The following is a 21,325-nucleotide window of genomic DNA, read 5'->3' on the forward strand; positions in this document are numbered from 1 at the left end:
CTAATTATTTGGCTGTTTTTTTATTGGTAATGAAATCCCTCAATATCTTGCTTATTTGTAAAATTTAAATGAATTATTTAAAACAAATAACCGTTTTAGACAAAATAAATAACTATTTGAGGTTATAATCCCTAACTTTGATTCATTAAAAAAAATGAATAATGGAAGACAAGAAAAAACTCACGAGACAAACCGGAGCACCAGTTCCAGACAATCAAAACGTACAAACGGCGGGACAAAGAGGACCAATGCTGATGCAGGATTATTGGTTTCTAGAAAAAATGGCCAACTTTGATAGAGAAGTTATTCCGGAAAGAAGAATGCACGCAAAAGGTTCTGGCGCATTCGGAACTTTTACAGTTACGCACGATATTTCAAAATATACGAAAGCCCATATTTTTAGCGAAATCGGTAAAAAAACAGAAATGTTTGCACGATTTTCTACCGTTGCCGGAGAACGTGGAGCAGCCGATGCAGAAAGAGATATTCGTGGTTTTGCCCTAAAATTTTATACCGATGAAGGAATTTGGGATTTGGTAGGAAATAATACACCGGTTTTCTTTTTCCGTGATCCAATGAAATTTCCAGATTTGAATCACGCTGTAAAACGCGATCCAAAAACCAATATGCGGGATGCCAACAACAATTGGGACTTCTGGACTTTGCTTCCTGAAGCGATGCATCAATTAACAATATTGATGAGTGATCGTGGCATTCCCAACGGATATCGTCACATGCACGGTTTTGGAAGTCATACCTACAGTTTTTTGAATAAAGATAATACCAGACATTGGGTGAAATTTCACTTCATCACGCAACAAGGTATCGAGAATTTATCAGATGAAGAAGCCGGAAAATTAATCGCGATGGACAGAGAATCTTCTCAACGTGATTTATTTGACAACATTGAAAAAGGAAATTTCCCAAAATGGAAAATGGCAATTCAAATAATGACGGAAGAAGAAGCCAAAACCTATCGTTTTCATCCATTTGATTTGACCAAAATTTGGTCCAAAAAAGATTTTCCTTTAATAGAAGTTGGCGAATTTGAACTCAACAAAAATGCAGAAAATTATTTTGCAGATGTTGAGCAAGCCGCCTTTAATCCTACGAATATTGTACCCGGAATTGGTTTTTCACCAGACAAAATGTTGCAGGGAAGATTGTTTTCTTATGGCGATGCACAACGTTACAGATTGGGTGTTAATCATTATCAAATCCCGGTAAACAAGCCAAGATGCCCGTATCACGCTTTTCACAGAGATGGGCAAATGCGCGTAGATGGAAATTATGGCGCAACAAAACACTATGAACCAAACAGTTATGGAGAATGGCAGGAGCAACCTTCTGCAAAAGAACCGCCTTTAGAATTATCTGGAGACGCTTATGCACACAATTTCCGAGATGATGATGAAGATTATTTCACGCAACCGGGAGATTTATTCCGCATCATCAAAGCAGATGGAAAGCAAGATTTGCTTTTCAAAAATACTGCAGCAAATGTAGGTGGCGCAGAAAAATTCATTCAAATTCGCCACATCAGAAATTGCTACAAAGCCGATCCAGAATATGGAGTAGGTGTTGCAACTGCTTTGGGATTAAGCATGGAGGAAGTCAATAATTTTGATCTAACGCCTTATGATCAATGGGCGCCAAAACCAACGCAACCGTAAAACCATTTTAATAGAAAGTGAGAAATTAAGTTTCTCACTTTTTTTTATACATTTAGGCTCTAAATTAAAAAAAACAAAATGACAAAAGGAAGGTTAGAGGCTTTCAGCGACGGTGTTCTTGCGATTATTATTACAATCATGGTGCTGGCTCTGCAGGTGCCAAACGGTGATACTTTTGCCGATTTAAAACCTACATTCTTCAAATTTCTTTCTTATATTTTCAGTTTTATTTATGTCGGTATTTACTGGAATAATCACCACCATTTGTTTCAAGCGGTGAAGAATGTAAATGGTAAAATTTTATGGGCAAACCTTCATTTGTTATTTTGGCTGTCGATTCTACCGTTTGCCACGGCCTGGATGGGCGAAAACAATTTCACCAAAAATCCAGTGGCTTTATACGGATTGATTTTACTCATGTGTGCCATTGCTTTTAATATTCTAGAGAAATTCTGCGTACAGGGTGAAGGCAAAGATTCGGTGATCGCAAAAGCGCTGACTTCGACTTTAAAAGAGAAATTATCTATTGTTTTTTACAGCCTCGGTATTTTGCTTTCTTTTGTATTTCCCATTGGCGGCGTGGTAATTTATTATATAGTGGCTTTGATGTGGATTATTCCGGATCTTCGAATTGAAAAAACTTTAGAATAAGTCGCGGCGCGTGTAATTAAGCTATTCGGGGATGATGAACGTGCTATCATTTTTTATATTGATAACCTTTCAGTGGAAACGCTGAAAGGTTTTTATTTCCTGAATTTGATAAGTAGCAAAAATCTGCGCGCCGACCTGAATTTTCGCTTACTCAACAACACCATTCACCCCTTTTTATTTGCATAAAATCCATATCGTAAAGCTAAAAGATTGGGAACGGAGGGCGGATAAAGGCGCCCAAATGAATGAGAAAAAAACTATATTTGTTCCTAAATTTTTAAAAATGAACACAGGAACGATTTTGCTTTTATTTGTTTTCGCCTATTTTATCGGCCTTTTGGTCATCTCTTATATTACGAGTAGAAATGCGGATAACCAGTCTTTTTTTATCGGGAACAAAAAAAGTAAGTGGTGGTTGGTGGCCTTCGGGATGATCGGCACGAGTTTGAGTGGCGTGACTTTTATTTCGGTGCCGGGCACGGTGGGCAAGATGACGGCGGGCGATTATCCGTTCGGTGGGTTTGAATATTATATGCTGGTGATCGGCTTTTTTATTGGTTATTTCATCGTCGCATTTGTTTTGCTGCCGCTTTACTATAAAATGAATCTGACCTCAATTTACACCTATTTGGGTCGACGTTTTAATGTGGAAGCACATAAAATCGGCTCATTATTTTTCATTATTTCACGTTCGATTGGGGCAACAGCTCGGTTATTTCTCGTTGTTAATGTTTTGCAGATTTTTCTTTTGGAAGGTTTGGGCATTCCATTTTGGGTGACGGCAGCGGTGATTTTGTTAATGGTTTTGCTCTACACTTTTGAAGGTGGTGTAAAGACGATTGTGATTACCGATACGCTGCAAACTTCTTTTATGATTATCAGTTTAATTGGCTGTATTGTCTATATTTTGTCGAATTTGAATCTTTCTGCAGCAGAAGCCTACACGGTTTTGGCGGCGAACGATTATACGCATTTCATTAATTTCGATCTGAATTCTAAGACTTTTTTCCTGAAAACCATTTTGGGTGGAATGTTTATTACGATCGCCATGACGGGCTTGGATCAGGAAATGATGCAGAAAAATATCTCGGTGGATAATCTGCACAACTCAAAAAAGAATATGCTGACTTTTGCCGTGACCTTGCTTGTTGTGAATTTGGCCTTCTTATTTTTGGGTGGACTTCTTTATCTTTTTTCCATGGAAAATGGTGCTGAATATGGTCAAATTGTGAACATGGTCAATGGTCAAGAAAGCATCAGCAATGTTTTTGGATTTAAAGATCCGGCCACGGGCGTAATCAACAATATGATGGGCGATGATTTATTTCCGGCCCTTTCGCTGCAAGGATATTTCCCGTTATTTATTGCGGTAATTTTTATTATCGGTTTAATCTCTGCGCTCTTTCCCTCGGCTGATGGCGCCCTCACAGCGGTTACGAGTTCGTACTGCGTAGATTTATTGAACATGAACGAAAATCAAGAAAAAACAGAAAAAGAAAAGAAAAGATTGCGCATGAAAGTTCACTTGGTTTTCACGGTTATTTTCTTTGTTTTGATCATGGTTTTTAAAGCCATCAATGATAAATCGATCGTCTATTTAATTATGGAGGTTGCCGGTTACACCTACGGACCACTTCTGGGCCTATTTGCGTTCGGAATTTTAACCAAGTTCCAGATTGTAAAAAAGTACGGCATTCTGGTCGTCACTTTGGTTTCACCGGTTTTAACTTATTTTTTAAATTACGTGGTAACGCACAACAGCGCTTACAAAATCGGTGTGGAGTTGATCATTATTAATGGATTGCTGACTTTTATTGGGTTGTGGTTGATTCGGAGTAAGGGTTTGAAAGTGGTGAAGTAATGGAGATAAACTTTGTCAAAGATTTTTAACTTTGACAAAGTGAGAACGCACAACACTTTGTCAAAGTTTTCTGCGGTGTGATTGTACTTTGACAAAGTTTAATTTAAAAAGTTTTCCACAAGAATTTAATTTTTTTCTATGCCCAAAATCCACCTTCAAACCATCATCAAAGCAAAAAAAAGAGTTGGTATTTGATCTTTCTCGAAGTGTAGATTTGCATTTACTTTCAACCAAAAAAACAAACGAAAAAGCCATCGCAGGAAAAACTTCCGGATTGATGGAATTGAATGATACCGTAACTTGGCGCGCAAAAAATCTTGGAATTTATCAAAATTTAACATCCAAAATCACAGAATTTGAAAAGCCAAATTATTTCGTAGATGAAATGCTAAAAGGTGCTTTCAAAAGTTTTAAACATCGGCATTATTTCGAAGATCTAAACAATGGAACTTTGATGATAGATATTTTTGAATACCGATCTCCGCTTGGATTTCTGGGTAAATTGGCAAATAAATTATTTCTTAAAAAATATATGACTTCATTTCTTATCGAAAGAAATAATGTGATTAAAGAAAGTGCAGAAAGTGAGAAATGGAAAGAAATATTAAAATAAAAGTTTATCTTTATCTAATAAATTTAAAACCACAAAACCATGAAAAAAGCCATTTTTCTACTCCTCATTTTTATCTCATTTTCCATCAATGCACAAGACAATTACGACCTTTCTACCTTAAGGATCGGACCCTTCAAATACGGAATGAAAGAAACCGATATGAGAAAAGTTGCCAATACCAAATTCAACAATGGAAAGGACAAATATGGCAATGAGGTCGCCATCGCAAATTACAATGGCGAAAAAATCGAAATCGCATTAAGTCAAATTTACGCCGGTGAAAATCAGCCAAGTGCCATTGGCATTTATAACCTTACCACCAAAAGCCCAAAATTTAAAACCAAAAGCGGTATTGGTGTTGGAAGCACAAAAGATCAACTTTTAGATGCTTACAGAAATTATCCCAACTATTCTGTAAACCAAATGTGGGACGAGAAAACCTCAAAAAAATCCACCACAGAAAGCTCCTTTACTTTATCCGATTCCGATTCCAACACCGAATTATTTTTCCGAATGATCAATAATGTAGTGGTAGAAGTTACTGTGTATATCAATGAAGGTTGCTAAGCAACTCCAATTTTAAAACCAAAGATTCGGAACAAAACCCCGGATTTTTTCATTTCCCAAACCCACCAAAAATTCGTAAATTCGTGAACTAATAAATCAACAATAATGAGTAAATCTACTGAAGAGCTGAAATCTCTTACCACACAGATTAGAAGAGACATTTTAAGAATGGTTCACGCTGTAAATTCAGGTCATCCCGGCGGAAGCTTGGGCTGTACCGAATACTTCACCGCTTTGTACGGGAAAGTAATGAACTACAAATTCCCTTTCACCATGGAAGGAAAAAACGACGATCTATTCTTCCTCTCCAACGGGCATATTTCGCCCGTATTCTACTCCACTTTAGCGAGATTCGATTTTTTCCCGGTAGCAGAACTGGCCACATTTAGAAAATTGGGAACCAGATTGCAAGGTCACCCAACTACGCACGATCAACTTCCCGGCGTTCGGATCGCTTCTGGCTCTTTGGGTCAAGGTTTATCCGTTGCGATTGGAGCAGCATTAGGTAAAAAATTAGACGGTGATGCAAATCTTGTTTACGTTTTACAAGGCGATGGCGAATTACAAGAAGGCCAGAATTGGGAAGCATTTATGTATGCCGCGGCAAACAACGTAGATAACCTCATTACCACCATCGATTACAATGGTCGGCAGATTGATGGCGATACCGATGATGTTTTAGACCTCGGAGATTTACACGCAAAAATGGAAGCCTTTGGTTGGACTGTTTTGAATGAAAAAAACGGAAACGATCTGGAAGCCGTCATCGCCATTCTTGAAAGAGCAAAAGCCGAGACTGGCAAAGGAAAACCCGTGTGTATTTTGTTACATACCGAAATGGGCTACGGAGTCGATTTTATGACCGGAACACACGCGTGGCACGGCAAAGCACCGAATGATGAGCAACTAGCAACTGCTTTCAAGCAGTTGTATTTAGAAGCTGCTTCAGATTATTAACCAGAATAAAAATGAAAAAACACTATATGTTTTTTGCAATTTTTCTATTGGTATTCACCTTCGGACAAGAAAAAAAGATAGAATTTACCAAAGAATTAAATTACACCAGCTATTCTACAAACATTGGGAATAAACCTTTACCAACTTTCAAACTTTTGTCGAGTAATAAAGGAGAATTTCTAACTTCATTGGAAATGAATTATCTTCCGATCCACTTGTTTTCTAATGAGATAGGAATCATTCCCGTAAAACTTGGCTTTAATAATATTTTAACAAGTTCTATGTTTGTGAATTACTTTTTTTTCGGAAGTATTTATAATAAATCGGATAAAAAACCTTCGGAAGTGACGGTGAAAAATTTGAACTCCAAAGAAACCATTCTAGGTATTTCTTGCAATAATTATTTGTTAAGTTATCCGTACGGAAATCCTGAATATGATCCTTCTGACGAAATTGCGACCGAGAAAATAAAAATTTGTATCGATGAAAAAAATGCAATTAATAATGTTCCCGTAGTTTCGAGTATCATCAATGAATTGAGTAATGCAAAGCTATCAAACTCCAATTTAAAAGGTTTGGTATTAAAAGTAGGTCCAGGAGAATCCAAAACTGATGACTACATCATTATTAAATCGATTAAAGACACGCAAAATTACGCATTCTTTGACCAAAGAAAAGCGATGATGCAGCAGCAAAGAACTGCAGATTCCCTTTTAGTCGAAAGAATAAAATACGAATCCGAATTTAATTCTGAACACGAGATGGCAGATTCCATGCAAGTTGCAATAATGGATTCCGCATACATCGACGAGGGTTTAAGTGTAGAGAAATATGTATCAACTTACAAGAAAAAACCGGAAGAAGGATCTTATGCAATCGATAACTTGCCCAATAAAAGAATGTGGGAAATGCTTCCAACCCATTGCACAGACCTGAATAAGAATCTGCCAATTCTGGAGGATAAAAATTTCGCAACCCATCTTAAAAATTTGACGGGACAATTATGCGATCTTTATCTCACCCAAAGTGAATCTCATAATGTGGCGATAAAAATAACCATCGATGAAATTCGGCGAGAATTCTTGTTCATCAATGCAGAAAAGGAAAAACTCAATAAATCGGACCAAAAGAAAGTCAATCAATATTTAGAAAAATTAGATTAAAATGAAATACACCTATACAGAACAAAAAGACACCCGAAGTGGATTCGGTGCCGGCTTGGCAGAATTAGCAGATAAAAACCCCAATGTGGTTGCACTTTGTGCCGACCTCATCGGCTCTTTGAAAATGGAGAAGTTCATTGAAAAAGCACCAGAAAGATTTTTCCAGGTTGGGATTGCAGAAGCCAACATGATGGGCATTGCAGCAGGATTAACCATCAACGGAAAGATTCCTTTCACCGGAACTTTCGCAAACTTTTCAACATCCAGAGTGTATGACCAGATCCGTCAGTCAATTGCTTATTCTAACAAAAATGTAAAAATTTGTGCTTCTCACGCAGGCTTAACTTTGGGTGAAGACGGCGCAACGCACCAGGTTTTAGAAGACATCGGAATGATGAAAATGCTGCCCGGAATGACCGTGATCAACACTTGTGATTACAACCAAACCAAAGCGGCAACCCTTGCCATCGCAGATTTTGAAGGGCCGGTTTATTTACGATTCGGACGACCAGTTGTTCCCGTTTTCATTCCAGAAGATATGCCTTTCGAGATCGGAAAAGGAATTATGCTTCAGGAAGGAACCGACGTGACCATCGTAGCCACCGGACATCTCGTTTGGGAATCCTTATTGGCAGCAGATGCTTTAGAAAAAGAAGGTATTTCCTGTGAAGTCATTAATATCCACACGATCAAACCTTTGGACGAAGAAATCATCCTGAAATCCATTGAGAAAACCGGAAGAATCGTCACTGCTGAAGAACACAACTACATTGGTGGTTTAGGTGAATCCGTTGCCGGAATGTTGTCCCGAAAAAGACCAACCATCCAGGAATTTGTAGCTGTAAATGATACTTTCGGAGAATCTGCAACCCCAGCAGAACTCATGAAAAAATACGGAATTGATTCTGACGCTGTGATTGCAGCTGTTAAGAGAATTATGAAGAGATAATTTCAAAAGACGAAGAGATCATAAATAGCTTCGCTGTTAGAAAATAGACAAATCCACTGATCACATTTCAGTGGATTTTCTTTTTTAAATACACTCCCCGTCGCTGCCGCACGATTCTATCATGTGGTTTATATAGAGCCAGCCAAGAAAATTCCAGACTGGGTCATCTTTTAATTTGGAGACAAAACTTTAATTTAAAAACTTTAATTTTGATAATAATTAAGAAAATGAATTTTCAAAATGAAACCTCCAGAAAGTGCAACCCTCTACACCATCGGTCATTCTACCAGAACGATCGAGGAATTTTTGGAGTTGCTCTTTTCATTTGATATTAAAATTTTAGCAGACATCAGAAGATTGCCCGGCTCTCGAAAATATCCTCAATTCGATCAAGATGCGCTGAAAAAATCTTTAGAAGAAAACGGAATAGAATATATTTATATTGAAGATCTAGGCGGCAGAAGACCGGCAAAAAAGGATTCTAAAAATACAACTTGGCGAAATAAATCTTTTCAAGGTTACGCCGATTACATGGAAACCGAATCCTTTGCAAATGCTGCCGCCGAACTGGCAAAGCTTGCACTGGAGAAACCGACTGCGATAATGTGTTCAGAAGCAGTTTGGTGGCGTTGTCACCGCTCCATGGTTTCGGATTATTTCAAGGCAAAAGGTTGGGAAGTTTTGCACATCATGTCTTTAGGAAAAGCGACGGAACATCCTTATACTGCACCTGCAAGAATTGTGGGCAACAAGGTATTTTATTCTGAATAATCTTCGCATTAATTTTGTGAAAATTCTTAAATAAAGTTCTATTAAACTTTGTTAAAAATCTTAACTTTGACCAAGTGCTGAAAAATTCAATCATGGCAAACAAATTTAAAATCGGCGACAAAGTCAGTTGGAATTCTGAAGCGGGAAAGGTTTCGGGAACGATTATTAAAGTTCATACCAAGGATTTCGATTACAAAGGGTACACCCATCACGCAACCGAAGAAGCGCCGCAGTACGAAATTAAAAGCAGCAAAACCGAACATATTGCTGCGCATAGAGGTTCGGCTTTAACCAAAATATAAGCTCAATCTTCAAGCAGATTCTACAAAATAATAATTGGTTTTTGTAAACTTTCATCGCTTTTAAAAGAGAAATCCACCTCATTAAGATGAAGTGGATCTCAGGAAAAAAAACAGAAATTTAGTTTAGAACGTTTTTTCCAGCTCAATCGCTTTTGGAAAAAGAATATTGTTTTCTAAGTGAATGTGCTTGTGTAAATCATTTTCAAAATCTTCTAACATTTTGAATGCTACTTGATAGGTACCACAACCATCGGCAGGGATTTGATAATTATTGGTTAATTCAGCAATCTTTACAAACCGATCGCCTTCTACGGTATGCTCATCTTTCATCATGGTAACCGGACTTTCAACGGTGCCGAAATGTGGTGTTTCTATGGTTTCGCCTTTTTGCTTGGCCACGACCATTTTTCGGATAAACGGGAAAAGAACAGTTTCTTCTTTTTGCAAATGCTCTGCTAAATCATGTGCACTTCCGGTGAATAATTCGGTGATTTCAAATAATTCAGGATGTCTCTCGCCATGAACTTTACAAAGCTTATTCAAATATTGAACGAGTACTGGAGAATTCTCCTCAACATAACGGTGATGGGTTTTCTCGATATAATCGGTCAATAAATCCAAGGGCCAAGAATTAAAATCAATTTCGCCAGATTGTAAATTGGAAACGTTGGCGAGTTCTTTATAAATATCTTCTGCCTGATATTTTTTGTTCTCACACGCTTCATCTACCGTTCTATTGCCTTTGCAACAAAAATCGATTTTATACTTGCGGAATACTTGTGCTGCTCTGAAATCCTCTGCTACAAACTCACCGATCGTTTTTTCTTTCGTTAACATGATGTCTTATTTAATATTAGAGTACAAATGTACACAAAATTTCAATTCGGACAAAATTATCTTATTTAAATTTAATAAAATATTTCGGACTTCATTAGAAGCTTTTAAAAAGGGAAAAAATATATAAATTATTTGAGCCAGACCAGCCCATTCTCGGTTTTGAGGGCTAAGTCGTAAAAGGAAAATTTCTGGGTCATGGCGACGAGATTATCTCGAACGATTTTAAAATCATCATGCACCGGACAAGGATTTTCCGAGGAACATTTGTGTAAACCCAATCCACAATTCGTAAAAAGTCCATCGCCATCGATTAACTCTACGACATCATAAATTTTAATCTGTTTTTGCGTCGCTGTAGGAAAGACAAAACCACCCTGTTTCCCGCGAACAGATTCTAAAATATTTGCACGACATAGTTGCTGCAAAATTTTTGCGGTAAATGCTTCGGGAGCATTCACTGATTTCGCCACTTCTTTTACATTTGCGCGCCGTTCCTGATTGGTTTGTTGTGCAATATAAATCGTTGCTTTAATGGCATATTCGCACGCTTTTGAAAACATCTATAATTGTATTATTTAAAAAATTGCCATTTTGGAATAATTGCCAATAAACCCACACCGGTAAATAAAAATAAATTGGTCACATCGGTATAGAGAAAGGTGGTAAGAAAGTAATTATGCGACAGAAAGTGGCTTAAAACTGCAAGTGGAAAAATAAAAGCGCCGACCTTCTTGTAAAAAAAGATAAAAATCAGGGACACGATCATTACCAAATCAACCAAGAAAATAAAATAAAAATATCCCAACGGGATGTTGATTTCCTGATGTTGCGTATACTCATCAAAGTCGATCCCCACTCCCATTAAGGAAAAGAGCATCAAAGCGGCAAGGGACAATACAAAGCCGAAATCTTTCGCTGGGCTTTCTCCTTTAAAATTATCATTCATAGTGGTAAAAATAAAAAAACTTTTGATAAGAAATCAAAAGTTTTAAATATAGTTGATATTAATCAGTGTTTAGATAGAAACCGCGTCGATCAATCTGTTTTTATCTGAAATATATTCTTCCATAGAAATCATACTTTCCGTTCTCATTACATCTTGAATATCATCAATTTGATAGATAATTCGTTTGGCATCTTCGGTATTTTTTGCTCTTATTTTACAGAAAATATTATATTTTCCAGAGATAACACTTGCTTCAATTACGTTAGGAATAACCGTTAATTCCTTCAAAACTTCCTGAGTTCTATTTGACTTGGTCAAAAGAATCCCGATAAAAGCGGTGAAGTGATAGTCTAATTTGGAGTAATCAATGTTGAGTGAAGAACCTAAGATAATCCCGGCATCTTCCATTTTTTTTACCCGTACATGGATTGTTCCGGCCGATACGTCCATTTGCTTTGCAATTTCTGTAAAAGGCATTCTGGTGTTTTCAACTAAAAAGTCCAGAATTTTTTTATCTATTTCGTCCAGTTGATAGTTCATTTTTATCATTTATAAATTTAATAATAGTATCTTATATTTTTTGCAAATTTACAAAAAAATATGAATAGACGAAAATTATATGAAATATTAATAAATTTTAACTAAAACCTCAACATTTACTTAAATATCTTTAATTAAGTGTATCGTTTTTAACGGAATCTGTTTTAATTTTTTCAGGGCTGGATTTTGCATTTTTATCCTTTTTCTTTCTTTTAAAAATGGTATTGAAACTTTTACTGTACACGACTCCCACTCCATAGCTTTGGTTGGCACCAGCATTTCCGGCGGCAGTTCCATTCAATCCAATATTGGTTGGTTTAGAATATCCGCGCAATAATCTTGTTCCATCATTATTTTTGGACCAGTCATATTCTACAATTCCTTCTCCGGAAAGGTAATCACTTCCGGCGTTTTCTGATTTAGAAACAGGAATTCCTAAACCGGTTTTAACGGTAACTCTTGGAGACAACGCAAAACTCACACTGGCATTGGCGCGATCGCCTGTATTCGATCCGGCATCACCTTTTAGATAATTTAAATCGACCTGAAATTCATTACTAATGGTATTTAAAACCGATCCCAATTGTTTGAATAATATATTGTATCCCGAACTTTCAGCAAAATTTCCGATGTTAATATCAAAACCACCTGAATTACTAACATTAAAACTGTTCAACACCAGAATAGATCCAAACTGAATGATTTTTTCATCTTCATTGCTCATTTTTTCAGCGAGTGTTTCCTTGATATTACTAGAGACATCTTCTGCAGAAACGCCAAGCTCAATTTTTGGATTATTAAGGGTTTGCGTAATTCTGGTAGAAAGCAAAACATTAATCGGCGGCAGATTTGCGGTGTTAAGGTATTGCCCTGCATTCGTTACCGTACGCAAATAAGTTGCATTGATATTAAGCTGAGGCGCGATGGGATCGCCATCCCAACGAATGGAGCTGCCTTTGGCAATCTGAAAAGTTCGATTAAGAATTGCGGTAGAGACAAAGGTTCCATTTTCTACAATATAATTTCCATTCATTGCAATAGCTCCCGTTCTGCTCATCACAAATCGAAGCCGCTCTGAAATTCCGCGCACACTGATGTCGCCGATATCATCACCAACCAATACATTTACGGTGGTTCCTTTATCAACTTCCAAATTGAAATCAACATTTATATTGGCGCTTGATTTCTTCTTCTCTTCTGTGATTACGCCTCCATTTTCATCTCTTTTCAAAAACCGCAACATTTTAAATTCTTCCACATTCGAGGTGGAGTTAGAATTAAAGGTAAAAACGGAATTTGCCAAGGCTTTCATTTCGGGTGTCGAAATATTTAAACCCGAAACCGGTCCATCAACATAAAGGGTTCCGTTGCCATACACCCTTCCCCAAAATAAATCAGAATCCTTCTGCGTGTTGTTGAGCAAGAGTAAATTATTTGCACGCAAGACTAAGTTGACTCCCATAGAAGACAAGGTCTCAAACTGGATTGCCCCGGAAATTGAACCACTAGAATTGGCTCTGCCATCTTTTACACCAATATCATTCAGAATCGCTAAACCTCGGGATAAAGAAACTACGGTATCATCAAAAGAATAATCAACACCGGTAAAGTCTAGCTTTAAACCGAATTTTTTTAGGGCAATGTCACCGCTATAATCCATATCATTGAGCTGTCCGGAAATTCGCAAATCTCCCGAGGCTTTACCGCGCATATTAGAAAAAATACCTTCTACAAACTGTTGTGCAAAAGCCAAATCAAAATCATTCATTTTCGCAATTAAATCCAGCGACGGCGAAGCGGTATTATTATTAATCGTACCTGTTAAATGTAGATTATTATCTCCCAAAATTCCCGTTGAAAGTACTTTTACATCAACATCAAACACATTGGGAATAGGGCTGTTTTTGGTTCTAATCTCAATATTTCCTAAAACCTGCCCATTCATAAAAATATCGGTAATGTTCAAATCGATAAGCGGTTCGAGATTGTTCTTATCCATTTTAATATCAAAGGTACCATTGGCAATTCCTTTGATATCCATATCATTTTTATTTTTGATGAGCGCAAATACTTTGGCCACATCAACATTCCGAATTTCGCCTGCTGCCGAGAAATCTTTCGCCGATTTAAAAATCGATTCCTTTATAAAAAGTTCACTTTTATCGGAGTACAGCCTAAGATTTTCAATAAAAAAATCAGCCGAATTTTTTCGATAGGTAATCGAATGATTTAAAAGTGGATCGGTATCTACACTCCAGGCAACTTCATTAAAGGTAACGGTCGTAGGTTCAAAACGGAAAATGAAATCGCCAGTGCTGTTGGTGGATTGGTTAAGGTTGATCGAATATTCTTTCAACTCTTGTTTTATTTCTTGTTCTGGTGAGCCGAGTTTAAAATTGGTCGCGATATGCAGGACTTGATTGTTTTCATTATTTCCACTGAGCGTAATATCTTTCAAAATATTTTGATTGTATTCAATTCTATCGATTTTTGCGAAGATTTGTTCCTGCAAGTTGGCCGTGTTAATTCGTACCATCACTTGATTGATCATCGCGCTGTCCTTTGTGATTTTATCTCTTTCGTTAATTTTATAGGCTGGGTTCGCTCTGGCGAGTGCCAAATCAGCTTCGGTGATGTCTTCTTTTTTAGTCATCACATACTTCAGCATTTCCGCATCAACGTTTAAAATTAAATTGTTAGAATTCCCGTCGAAAGAGCCATCAACCAAAGCTCCTTTTGGGATATGAAGTTCTGGCAGAAAGTAATTGACCAAATCTTGTTTAACCTCAAAATTCATAGTGAAATTTTGACCGCGATAAAACGTTCTGGCTGGCGGGCCAACCAATATTTTTCCGAACCCATTTTCTACCATTCCGGCTAAGTCACCTAAATTAAATTTCCCTGCAATTTGTCCTTTAACAGCACCAGGAGCATCTACGGAAACAATACGATTTCCGTTTTCAAAAAATGCTTTTACCTTTGCATTCGGAATATGAAATTTCTGTGTTGTAGTGGCGAAATTGATATTTTGCAAATCAGCATCTAAAGTCAAATCGTTGATGTTGGTCATGGCAATTTTCCCAACCACCACTCCATTGACTGCTTGCGTACCCTTCGTTCCGGTAAAATAATTTATGTTTAAATAATCTACATTGGCTTGAACATCTGCAAAAAGTTTAGAGGTGCTGAAATCGATAAGTCCTTTTATATTTGCCTTGGCTTGCTCATCATTAACATTGATAATTCCTGAATATTTTTTATGATCCAGAATTCCGTCCAAATAAACATTATTTATTACTTTATCGGTAATTTCAATTTTAGAAATCTGCGACTTGGTGCGTAGAACCATGGTATTCACATCAAAACTTCTGCCTTCTACATTAAATTTTCCGCTGATTAAACCCACTTCTTTGCTTTTTGTAATGACCGTCGTGTTTAAATCATTGACTTCGGCAAAACCTCTGTATTTTGGCAAATCGGTACTGTAATCTTCCAGGTAGAAATTATTAATCTTGGCTTGACCAATTCCGGTGAGTAATTTTGCTTGTGGAACATAAACCTGTTTTGGAGTAACTCTTGCTGCGCCATCAAATTTAATTCTCCCAAAATCATCAGCAAAATTTTTCATTTTTGATGAAATGAAAGTAGGCATCATTGCCTTTAAATCTTTATAGGTAAAATCGGTGGAAAGCGTGTTGGTTTCGATCTGAAAATCGCCTTCTAAAATACGGGAAACTTTCAGCGATTTCGTTTTGATATTAACTTGTGGATTTCTAATGAGGAAATCTTCCATTGTAAATTTATTCAAGGGACCTGTAATTTTCCCCGACATATTGATCGGTTTATAATTATCCCAATCGGTTACAAAATAACTGATATCATACCCGCTGATTTGGCTTCCCTGCTGAAGTTGCAAATCCCACCGCACTTTGTTCGTAAAATCCTGCCATGAACCATCGTTCAAATTAAATTTCACATCGCCTTGAAGCAAGGAATGATCGGTATTAAAGGTTAAATCTTTAAGTAATAAAAAATCGTGGGTCAGCGAAAAATCCGTAGAAAAGGTATCGACAAAATGTTTTTTACCCCATCTTTCCGTTGTAAAACGCATATTGTTAATTTGTGCGAACACTTCTGGCCCAATCACTTTAAGTTCGGGAACAACGAGATTTACGTTTTGTGCATCCAGCCATTTTCCTTCTTCTCCTTCGCTGTTTTGATTAATAATAGATACTTTAGAATTGGAAATATACACTCTGGATTTCAACTGAAAAGGTTCCCTTTTTACGGTGGGTGCTGGCGTATCAAATAGCTCTACAAATCTTATGAAATTTGAAATGCTATCGCCTTTGTAGGTAATTACTTTTAGGTCGAGTTCATCTAAAGACAAGGATTGAAATTGTAAATTCCGGGAATTGCTGATGATGGAAAACCAGTTTGAATCGGCATATAATTCCTTGGCCTTTAAAAAGGGAAAATTCTTATGGTCCTTTATGGCAACTTTATGAATGTGAATATCCCCAAAATAATTAACATCCACACTTTCGAAAGACATCTTGGAATTCAAATCCTCATTTAGTTTAGAAATCACCTTTTGTGCTGCCCAGTTTTTGGTGGCTGGTAGACTTACTATAATGATAAATGATAAAAACAAAAACAAGCCGGTCCAAAATATACCGAGCAACAATTTTGCCCACCATTTGTAGTTGGTCACATCTTTTGCCGCCTGTTCGCCAAATTCTTTTGCGGTTTCTACGGAATGATTAAGAGCGTCCGATGCCAAATTGGCCGCATCTTTCACGGTTTCTTTTACAGAATCCTGAACATTTTCTACGCCTTTCTGCACAGAATCACCAATGTTTTCTGCAATCGATTTTTTATTTTCTTTATCGTTATTATTCTCTAAATTTGCCATTGTTATGAGTGACTCAATAATTTTAGGGATAGAATCTTCTTGCGACGACACGTCAGTTTCGGTTATCAAAGGAAATATAATCTTGTCCAACATCGCTGCCAATCAGGAAATCCACATTGAATATGGTGGTGTGGTTCCAGAATTAGCGTCTCGTGCGCATCAACAAAACATCATCCCTGTTGTTGAAAAAGCAGTCAATAAAGCAAATATACATAAAAAAGATATTTCTGCCATTGGTTTTACCAGAGGGCCTGGTCTTTTAGGATCTTTATTGGTCGGAACTTCTTTTGCAAAGTCTTTGGCGATGAGTTTAAAGGTGCCATTGATTGAAGTAAACCATCTTCAAGCCCATATTTTAGCACACTTCATCGAGGATGCCAATCCACAACCACCAAAATTTCCTTTTTTATGTTTAACGGTCTCGGGCGGACATACCATGATCGTTTTGGTGAAAGATTATTTCGATATGGAAATTATCGGAAAAACCATCGATGATGCTGCGGGTGAAGCTTTTGATAAAATTGGTAAGATTTTCGGCCTAGATTATCCTGCAGGACCAATCATTGATAAATTGTCAAAAAATACGGTAGAAAATTCATTTAAATTCAATAAACCACGAATGGAAAACTACAATTATTCATTCAGTGGAATTAAAACTTCAGTCCTCTACTTTATTCAAAAAGAAGTTCGTAAAAATCCAAATTTCATTGAAGAAAACCTGAATGATTTATGTGCATCGGTGCAAAAATCGATTGTAGAAATCCTGATGGATAAATTAGAAAAAGCAGCCGAAGAACTCAATATAAAGGAAGTAGCTATTGCAGGCGGCGTATCTGCCAATAGTGGTTTGCGGGAAGCCATGCAGAAAAATATAGAGAAACTGGGTTGGAATATTTACATCCCCAAATTTGAGTACACCACCGATAATGCGGCCATGATCGCTATGGTAGCGAAGTTAAAATTTGACCGCGGCGAATTTGCAGATTTATCGATTTCTGCCACAGCCCGGTATGATATTGAGGAGCGTTTTAAAAAAGATATTTAGAATATAGACGAATAGATAATAAACATTTATGAAACTTTTTTTTGGAGAAGTACTTCCTGAAGTTAAAATTAATGAAGAAGAGCAAACGCATATCGTAAAAGTTTTGCGAATGCGCTCTGGTGAAGAAATTTTCGTGACGGACGGAAAAGGAAATTTAGCCCTGGGTAAACTTGTATTTGAAGGGAAAAGGGTATCACTAGATCTTACGGAAATTAAAAAGAATTTGCCCCATTTTCCGACCCAACTTCACATCGCAATTGCACCTACTAAAAACATTGACCGTATTGAATTCTTTGTTGAAAAAGCCACGGAAATGGGTATTGCAGAAATCACCTTATTGCAAACTGAAAAAACGGAGCGTAAAAATCTGAATATTGAGAAATTGACAAAGCAAAGTATTGCTGCTTCGAAACAAAGTTTGCGTTTTCACTTTCCTGTCATTAATGATTTAACTAAGTTTTCTGATTTTATAAAAAACATCAATCCAGAAGAAACATTTGTGGCTCATTGCAATGAAAAGTTAGTGAGAATTGATTTAAAAAACCTTCAACAAACTACGCATGACCGCATTAAAAAAATTACTTTTTTAATCGGTCCGGAAGGAGATTTTTCGGATAAAGAAATTGCACTTTTAGCGGAAAAAGGTGTGAAAGCAGTTTCGCTCGGAAGTCAACGATTAAGAACGGAAACTGCCGGAGTTTTCGTAGCCGCTTGGAATTATGGGTTGAGCTGATGATGAATTTTAACCGCAGTATTGAAATTAAGGTTTCGTTATTTTTACGATATAATCTCGTAACTTATCGTTGACAAAGTATTTTTTCGAATTTATTTCTATTATTGTAGTACTCATGCAAAAATTCAATTTTGTTGATTGTTCATACAAAAATCCAGAAACTCTTGCATCAACATTCCAATCGTAATCTGCTGGTTTTAATTCTGCGAAAATTTTTATCAATTCACTGTCTTCTTCTTTGGTTAAAACGACTTTTTTATTTCACTTGACTTTAATAATTCTTCGCAACTTATTGCCGTTATTGTTGTTATGTATAAATGTATAAATTGTATGTCGGAGTCTTGTTTCTTACAAGAAGTAAAAATTAGAAGTAAAAACAATAAATTTTTCATCTTTCTGATTCACGAGTTATCCTTTAAATACTTAGCCAAAATCTGTTCCCCACTTTTGATTGAATTCACGGCCCACCGAACTTTCATTTCCCACAATTTTTCTTCGGAAAGCTTATACTCTAAATTCGAGTTGATCAGTTTTTGTTTTAACGCATACACACAAATTGCCGCCGCGACAGAAACATTGAAACTTCGTGTAAATCCATACATCGGAATCGCCAGAGTTTCCTCCGCGAAGTCTAAGATTTCTGGCGTAACCCCTTCTTTTTCGGTGCCGAAAATTAAAGCAACGGGTTCTGTAAGTTTAAAATCTGCAAGGAACGTTGCATTTTTTTCTGGGGAAACCGCAACCATTTTATAGCCTCGGTTTTTTATTTTTTTTAAAGAATCGATGTTGTGCGGAAGCCGCTCCACCTCCATCCAAGTTTCTGCGCCTTTGGTTACACGTAAGTTGGGATTGAACTGATTCTCGCTTTCCATGGCTACAATTTTATGAAAACCGCAAGCTTCTACCGACCGCACAATGGCAGCTGCATTGCGAAACTGAAAAACATCTTCGATCACCGGCAAGATAAAATCGGAACTTTCCGGCGCAAAATGATTGATTTTCTCTAATCGGTCATCGGTTAAAAATTGCTGCAGATATTCAAAGGTTTTCTGGTTTTTCATACCGCCAAAAATAAGAAATATTTTAGGTTTTATAGCCTGCAAATACCCGAATAATACGGGCTGATAATACGATTCTTCTTTTTAAGGAAAACACCATAGAAACGATTCTTAATTTCTACAAATAAAATAGTATAATTCTTTGATTCATGATTCAATCATTTGTGGCAGCAGGGGCGCGAGCGAAGCGAGCGCCAAAAAGTCACCAAGTTATAGGTTGAGCGATAAATTGTTAGGCACTTAACCTCTTCTGTTTTTCGGGATTTTCTCTTTTGATTCGAATACAACCGCCCGCGATAGGGATCGCAGTGGAAATCCCGCAGCCCTCGTATTAGACGAGGGCGAGGAATTGAAACGGAGAGCCCGGTTTTTTAGATTTTAGAAGCTGGCGTTTGACCAGGCAAAAATCTAAAAAAATCGCCCAAAAAGGAATTTTTGTTATTCTGCGAAATACTGTATTTTTGGACTTATGAAAAGAAAAGTGCTTCTGATTTATACCGGTGGGACGATCGGGATGGAAAAAGATTATGAAACCGGCAGTTTGATGGCCTTCGACTTTGGAAATATCTTTCAGAAAATTCCGGAAATGAAATTGATCGAGTGCGAGGTTTCGGTTTATCCGTTTAAAAAGCCGCTTGATTCGTCGGATATGGGACCGAAGGAATGGAAACTCATCGCCAATCACATCGGAAAAAACTATGAACTCTACGATGGTTTTTTGATTCTGCATGGAACTGACACGATGTCTTACACCGCATCTGCACTGAGTTTTATGTTGAAAAATTTAAGAAAACCTGTGATATTAACCGGCTCTCAATTGCCAATTGGTGATTTGCGAACCGATGCGAAAGAAAACTTGTTAACCAGCTTGTATTACGCAAGTTTATATGAAAATAATGAAGCGGTGATCCAAGAAGTTTGCATTTATTTTGAATATAAATTGCTGCGTGGAAACCGAACTTTAAAATATTCTGCTGAATTTTTTGACGCCTATCAGACTCCTAATTATCCTGTTTTAGGACAATCTGGTGTTCACCTAAATATTGAGAAAGATTTTTTGTGGCGTTCAAAAACCAATGAACCATTTGCTGTTGATCCTCATATTTCACAAGATGTTTTGTTTTGGCGAATTTTCCCAGGCATGCATTTAAATCATTTTACTGAAATTCCTCAGGTAAAAGTTCTGGTCTTGCAGGTTTTCGGTTCAGGCACTATTTTCAACACCGAGAAAACTAAGAAAATCCTGCAAACCTTGCGAAATAACGGAACTGAAATCGTCGTGATTTCACAATGCGTGTCGGGTGGAATAAGTTTCGGGAAATATTCTAATTCTAATATTTTCAATGAAATTGGCGCCATAAGCGGGAATGATAGTACGGCAGAAACTGCGATTACCAAAGCGATGCATCTTCTAGGAAACCCAAATTATGAAGGCAGTTTCGCGGAAAATTTTGCGAAAAATATTTGTGGGGAAGTGAGTATTTGATTTCATTAATAAAAGTAAAGCTTACCCATTATTGCGTATTTAGATAATACAATAAAGTGCTGAAATCAGCACTTTATGGACTTAAAGAAAAACAATAAAATTAAGGTGGCTCAAACATATATTTCTTTTGATAAGATATCAATTTGAAAATTGAGGTAGTGTCCCACTAACTGTGTAAGTTGAAAAGTTATTCTGAAAAATTTTGAGCCCTTAAAGCTCAAAAAAATTTTTCGGAAATAACTTTTTTACTATTTTTAA

19 protein-coding genes are annotated in these 21,325 nt (G+C 36.9%); 13 read left to right on the forward strand and 6 right to left on the reverse strand.

What is annotated here, in order from left to right:
* The first annotated feature begins 161 nt into the window (after positions 1-161).
* The 10 genes from QWY78_RS10900 (at position 162) to QWY78_RS10945 (ending at position 9,507) form a co-directional block, all read left to right on the forward strand.
* The gene (locus QWY78_RS10900; RefSeq protein ID WP_290219710.1) at positions 162-1,673 is read left to right on the forward strand and encodes a catalase; all 1,512 of its coding nucleotides are present in this window, start codon (positions 162-164) and stop codon (positions 1,671-1,673) included.
* A gap of 78 nt (positions 1,674-1,751) precedes the next feature.
* Positions 1,752-2,324 (forward strand): TMEM175 family protein, encoded by a 573-nt coding sequence (locus tag QWY78_RS10905; protein ID WP_290219712.1) that lies wholly within the window; start codon positions 1,752-1,754, stop codon positions 2,322-2,324.
* A 283-nt stretch (positions 2,325-2,607) separates the two neighbouring features.
* The gene (locus tag QWY78_RS10910) at positions 2,608-4,185 is read left to right on the forward strand and encodes a sodium:solute symporter (RefSeq protein ID WP_290219715.1); all 1,578 of its coding nucleotides are present in this window, start codon (positions 2,608-2,610) and stop codon (positions 4,183-4,185) included.
* A gap of 184 nt (positions 4,186-4,369) precedes the next feature.
* Entirely contained in the window at positions 4,370-4,798 is a 429-nt protein-coding gene (locus tag QWY78_RS10915) for an SRPBCC family protein (protein ID WP_353960530.1), read from the forward strand.
* A gap of 39 nt (positions 4,799-4,837) precedes the next feature.
* Positions 4,838-5,365: a hypothetical protein gene (locus QWY78_RS10920; RefSeq protein WP_290219717.1), complete on the forward strand. Its 528-nt coding sequence runs from the start codon at positions 4,838-4,840 to the stop codon at positions 5,363-5,365.
* Between the two features lie 105 nt (positions 5,366-5,470).
* Positions 5,471-6,322 (forward strand): transketolase, encoded by an 852-nt coding sequence (locus QWY78_RS10925; protein ID WP_290219719.1) that lies wholly within the window; start codon positions 5,471-5,473, stop codon positions 6,320-6,322.
* Positions 6,323-6,333: 11 nt separating this feature from the next.
* Positions 6,334-7,485, forward strand: coding sequence for a hypothetical protein (locus tag QWY78_RS10930; RefSeq protein WP_290219721.1), 1,152 nt, complete (start codon positions 6,334-6,336; stop codon positions 7,483-7,485).
* Position 7,486: 1 nt separating this feature from the next.
* A complete protein-coding gene (locus QWY78_RS10935; protein WP_290219723.1) occupies positions 7,487-8,434 on the forward strand; it encodes a transketolase family protein in 948 nt (315 codons plus the stop codon).
* Between the two features lie 240 nt (positions 8,435-8,674).
* Positions 8,675-9,205 carry a DUF488 domain-containing protein gene (locus QWY78_RS10940; RefSeq protein ID WP_290219725.1) on the forward strand — a complete coding sequence of 177 codons (531 nt, stop codon included), beginning with the start codon at positions 8,675-8,677 and terminating at the stop codon, positions 9,203-9,205.
* A gap of 92 nt (positions 9,206-9,297) precedes the next feature.
* A complete protein-coding gene (locus QWY78_RS10945) occupies positions 9,298-9,507 on the forward strand; it encodes a hypervirulence associated TUDOR domain-containing protein (protein ID WP_290219727.1) in 210 nt (69 codons plus the stop codon).
* A gap of 123 nt (positions 9,508-9,630) precedes the next feature.
* Here QWY78_RS10945 and ric read toward each other — a convergent pair whose 3' ends face one another.
* The 5 genes from ric to QWY78_RS10970 all read right to left on the reverse strand — a co-directional run bounded on the left by ric (position 9,631) and on the right by QWY78_RS10970 (position 16,745).
* Positions 9,631-10,344, reverse strand: coding sequence for an iron-sulfur cluster repair di-iron protein (gene ric, locus QWY78_RS10950; protein WP_290219730.1), 714 nt, complete (start codon positions 10,342-10,344; stop codon positions 9,631-9,633).
* Positions 10,345-10,472: 128 nt separating this feature from the next.
* The gene (locus tag QWY78_RS10955; RefSeq protein WP_290219732.1) at positions 10,473-10,904 is read right to left on the reverse strand and encodes an RrF2 family transcriptional regulator; all 432 of its coding nucleotides are present in this window, start codon (positions 10,902-10,904) and stop codon (positions 10,473-10,475) included.
* An 11-nt stretch (positions 10,905-10,915) separates the two neighbouring features.
* Positions 10,916-11,290, reverse strand: coding sequence for a hypothetical protein (locus QWY78_RS10960; RefSeq protein ID WP_290219734.1), 375 nt, complete (start codon positions 11,288-11,290; stop codon positions 10,916-10,918).
* Positions 11,291-11,359: 69 nt separating this feature from the next.
* Entirely contained in the window at positions 11,360-11,830 is a 471-nt protein-coding gene (locus tag QWY78_RS10965) for an Lrp/AsnC family transcriptional regulator (protein ID WP_290219736.1), read from the reverse strand.
* A 130-nt stretch (positions 11,831-11,960) separates the two neighbouring features.
* Positions 11,961-16,745 carry a translocation/assembly module TamB domain-containing protein gene (locus tag QWY78_RS10970; RefSeq protein WP_290219738.1) on the reverse strand — a complete coding sequence of 1,595 codons (4,785 nt, stop codon included), beginning with the start codon at positions 16,743-16,745 and terminating at the stop codon, positions 11,961-11,963.
* A 4-nt stretch (positions 16,746-16,749) separates the two neighbouring features.
* On the opposite strand from QWY78_RS10970, the gene tsaD reads away from it, so the two are divergent.
* On the forward strand, positions 16,750-17,790 hold the full coding sequence (tsaD, locus tag QWY78_RS10975) for a tRNA (adenosine(37)-N6)-threonylcarbamoyltransferase complex transferase subunit TsaD (RefSeq protein ID WP_290219740.1): 1,041 nt from the start codon (positions 16,750-16,752) through the stop codon (positions 17,788-17,790).
* Positions 17,791-17,818: 28 nt separating this feature from the next.
* On the forward strand, positions 17,819-18,523 hold the full coding sequence (locus QWY78_RS10980) for an RsmE family RNA methyltransferase (protein ID WP_290219742.1): 705 nt from the start codon (positions 17,819-17,821) through the stop codon (positions 18,521-18,523).
* Between the two features lie 401 nt (positions 18,524-18,924).
* Here the strand turns inward: QWY78_RS10980 and QWY78_RS10985 are convergent, their stop codons facing one another.
* Positions 18,925-19,584 carry a TrmH family RNA methyltransferase gene (locus QWY78_RS10985; RefSeq protein ID WP_290219745.1) on the reverse strand — a complete coding sequence of 220 codons (660 nt, stop codon included), beginning with the start codon at positions 19,582-19,584 and terminating at the stop codon, positions 18,925-18,927.
* Between the two features lie 466 nt (positions 19,585-20,050).
* Between QWY78_RS10985 and QWY78_RS10990 the strand changes: the two genes are divergently transcribed.
* Positions 20,051-21,067 carry an asparaginase gene (locus QWY78_RS10990; RefSeq protein ID WP_290219747.1) on the forward strand — a complete coding sequence of 339 codons (1,017 nt, stop codon included), beginning with the start codon at positions 20,051-20,053 and terminating at the stop codon, positions 21,065-21,067.
* Positions 21,068-21,325: the final 258 nt, after the last annotated feature.

The organism is Kaistella yonginensis (genome assembly GCF_030409525.1).
GTDB lineage: Bacteria > Bacteroidota > Bacteroidia > Flavobacteriales > Weeksellaceae > Kaistella > Kaistella yonginensis.

What these genes read in the sequence shown, in the direction of transcription:
- QWY78_RS10985 (WP_290219745.1), bottom strand. Translation starts at nt 19,584, where the DNA reads ATGAAAAACCAGAAAACCTTTGAATATCTGCAGCAATTTTTAACCGAT.
- ric (WP_290219730.1), bottom strand. Translation starts at nt 10,344, where the DNA reads ATGTTAACGAAAGAAAAAACGATCGGTGAGTTTGTAGCAGAGGATTTC.
- QWY78_RS10970 (WP_290219738.1), bottom strand. Translation starts at nt 16,745, where the DNA reads ATGGCAAATTTAGAGAATAATAACGATAAAGAAAATAAAAAATCGATT.
- QWY78_RS10935 (WP_290219723.1), top strand. Translation starts at nt 7,487, where the DNA reads ATGAAATACACCTATACAGAACAAAAAGACACCCGAAGTGGATTCGGT.
- QWY78_RS10920 (WP_290219717.1), top strand. Translation starts at nt 4,838, where the DNA reads ATGAAAAAAGCCATTTTTCTACTCCTCATTTTTATCTCATTTTCCATC.
- QWY78_RS10965 (WP_290219736.1), bottom strand. Translation starts at nt 11,830, where the DNA reads ATGAACTATCAACTGGACGAAATAGATAAAAAAATTCTGGACTTTTTA.
- QWY78_RS10910 (WP_290219715.1), top strand. Translation starts at nt 2,608, where the DNA reads ATGAACACAGGAACGATTTTGCTTTTATTTGTTTTCGCCTATTTTATC.
- QWY78_RS10930 (WP_290219721.1), top strand. Translation starts at nt 6,334, where the DNA reads ATGAAAAAACACTATATGTTTTTTGCAATTTTTCTATTGGTATTCACC.
- QWY78_RS10940 (WP_290219725.1), top strand. Translation starts at nt 8,675, where the DNA reads ATGAAACCTCCAGAAAGTGCAACCCTCTACACCATCGGTCATTCTACC.
- QWY78_RS10925 (WP_290219719.1), top strand. Translation starts at nt 5,471, where the DNA reads ATGAGTAAATCTACTGAAGAGCTGAAATCTCTTACCACACAGATTAGA.
- QWY78_RS10990 (WP_290219747.1), top strand. Translation starts at nt 20,051, where the DNA reads ATGAAAAGAAAAGTGCTTCTGATTTATACCGGTGGGACGATCGGGATG.
- QWY78_RS10980 (WP_290219742.1), top strand. Translation starts at nt 17,819, where the DNA reads ATGAAACTTTTTTTTGGAGAAGTACTTCCTGAAGTTAAAATTAATGAA.
- QWY78_RS10905 (WP_290219712.1), top strand. Translation starts at nt 1,752, where the DNA reads ATGACAAAAGGAAGGTTAGAGGCTTTCAGCGACGGTGTTCTTGCGATT.
- tsaD (WP_290219740.1), top strand. Translation starts at nt 16,750, where the DNA reads ATGAGTGACTCAATAATTTTAGGGATAGAATCTTCTTGCGACGACACG.
- QWY78_RS10900 (WP_290219710.1), top strand. Translation starts at nt 162, where the DNA reads ATGGAAGACAAGAAAAAACTCACGAGACAAACCGGAGCACCAGTTCCA.
- QWY78_RS10960 (WP_290219734.1), bottom strand. Translation starts at nt 11,290, where the DNA reads ATGAATGATAATTTTAAAGGAGAAAGCCCAGCGAAAGATTTCGGCTTT.
- QWY78_RS10955 (WP_290219732.1), bottom strand. Translation starts at nt 10,904, where the DNA reads ATGTTTTCAAAAGCGTGCGAATATGCCATTAAAGCAACGATTTATATT.
- QWY78_RS10945 (WP_290219727.1), top strand. Translation starts at nt 9,298, where the DNA reads ATGGCAAACAAATTTAAAATCGGCGACAAAGTCAGTTGGAATTCTGAA.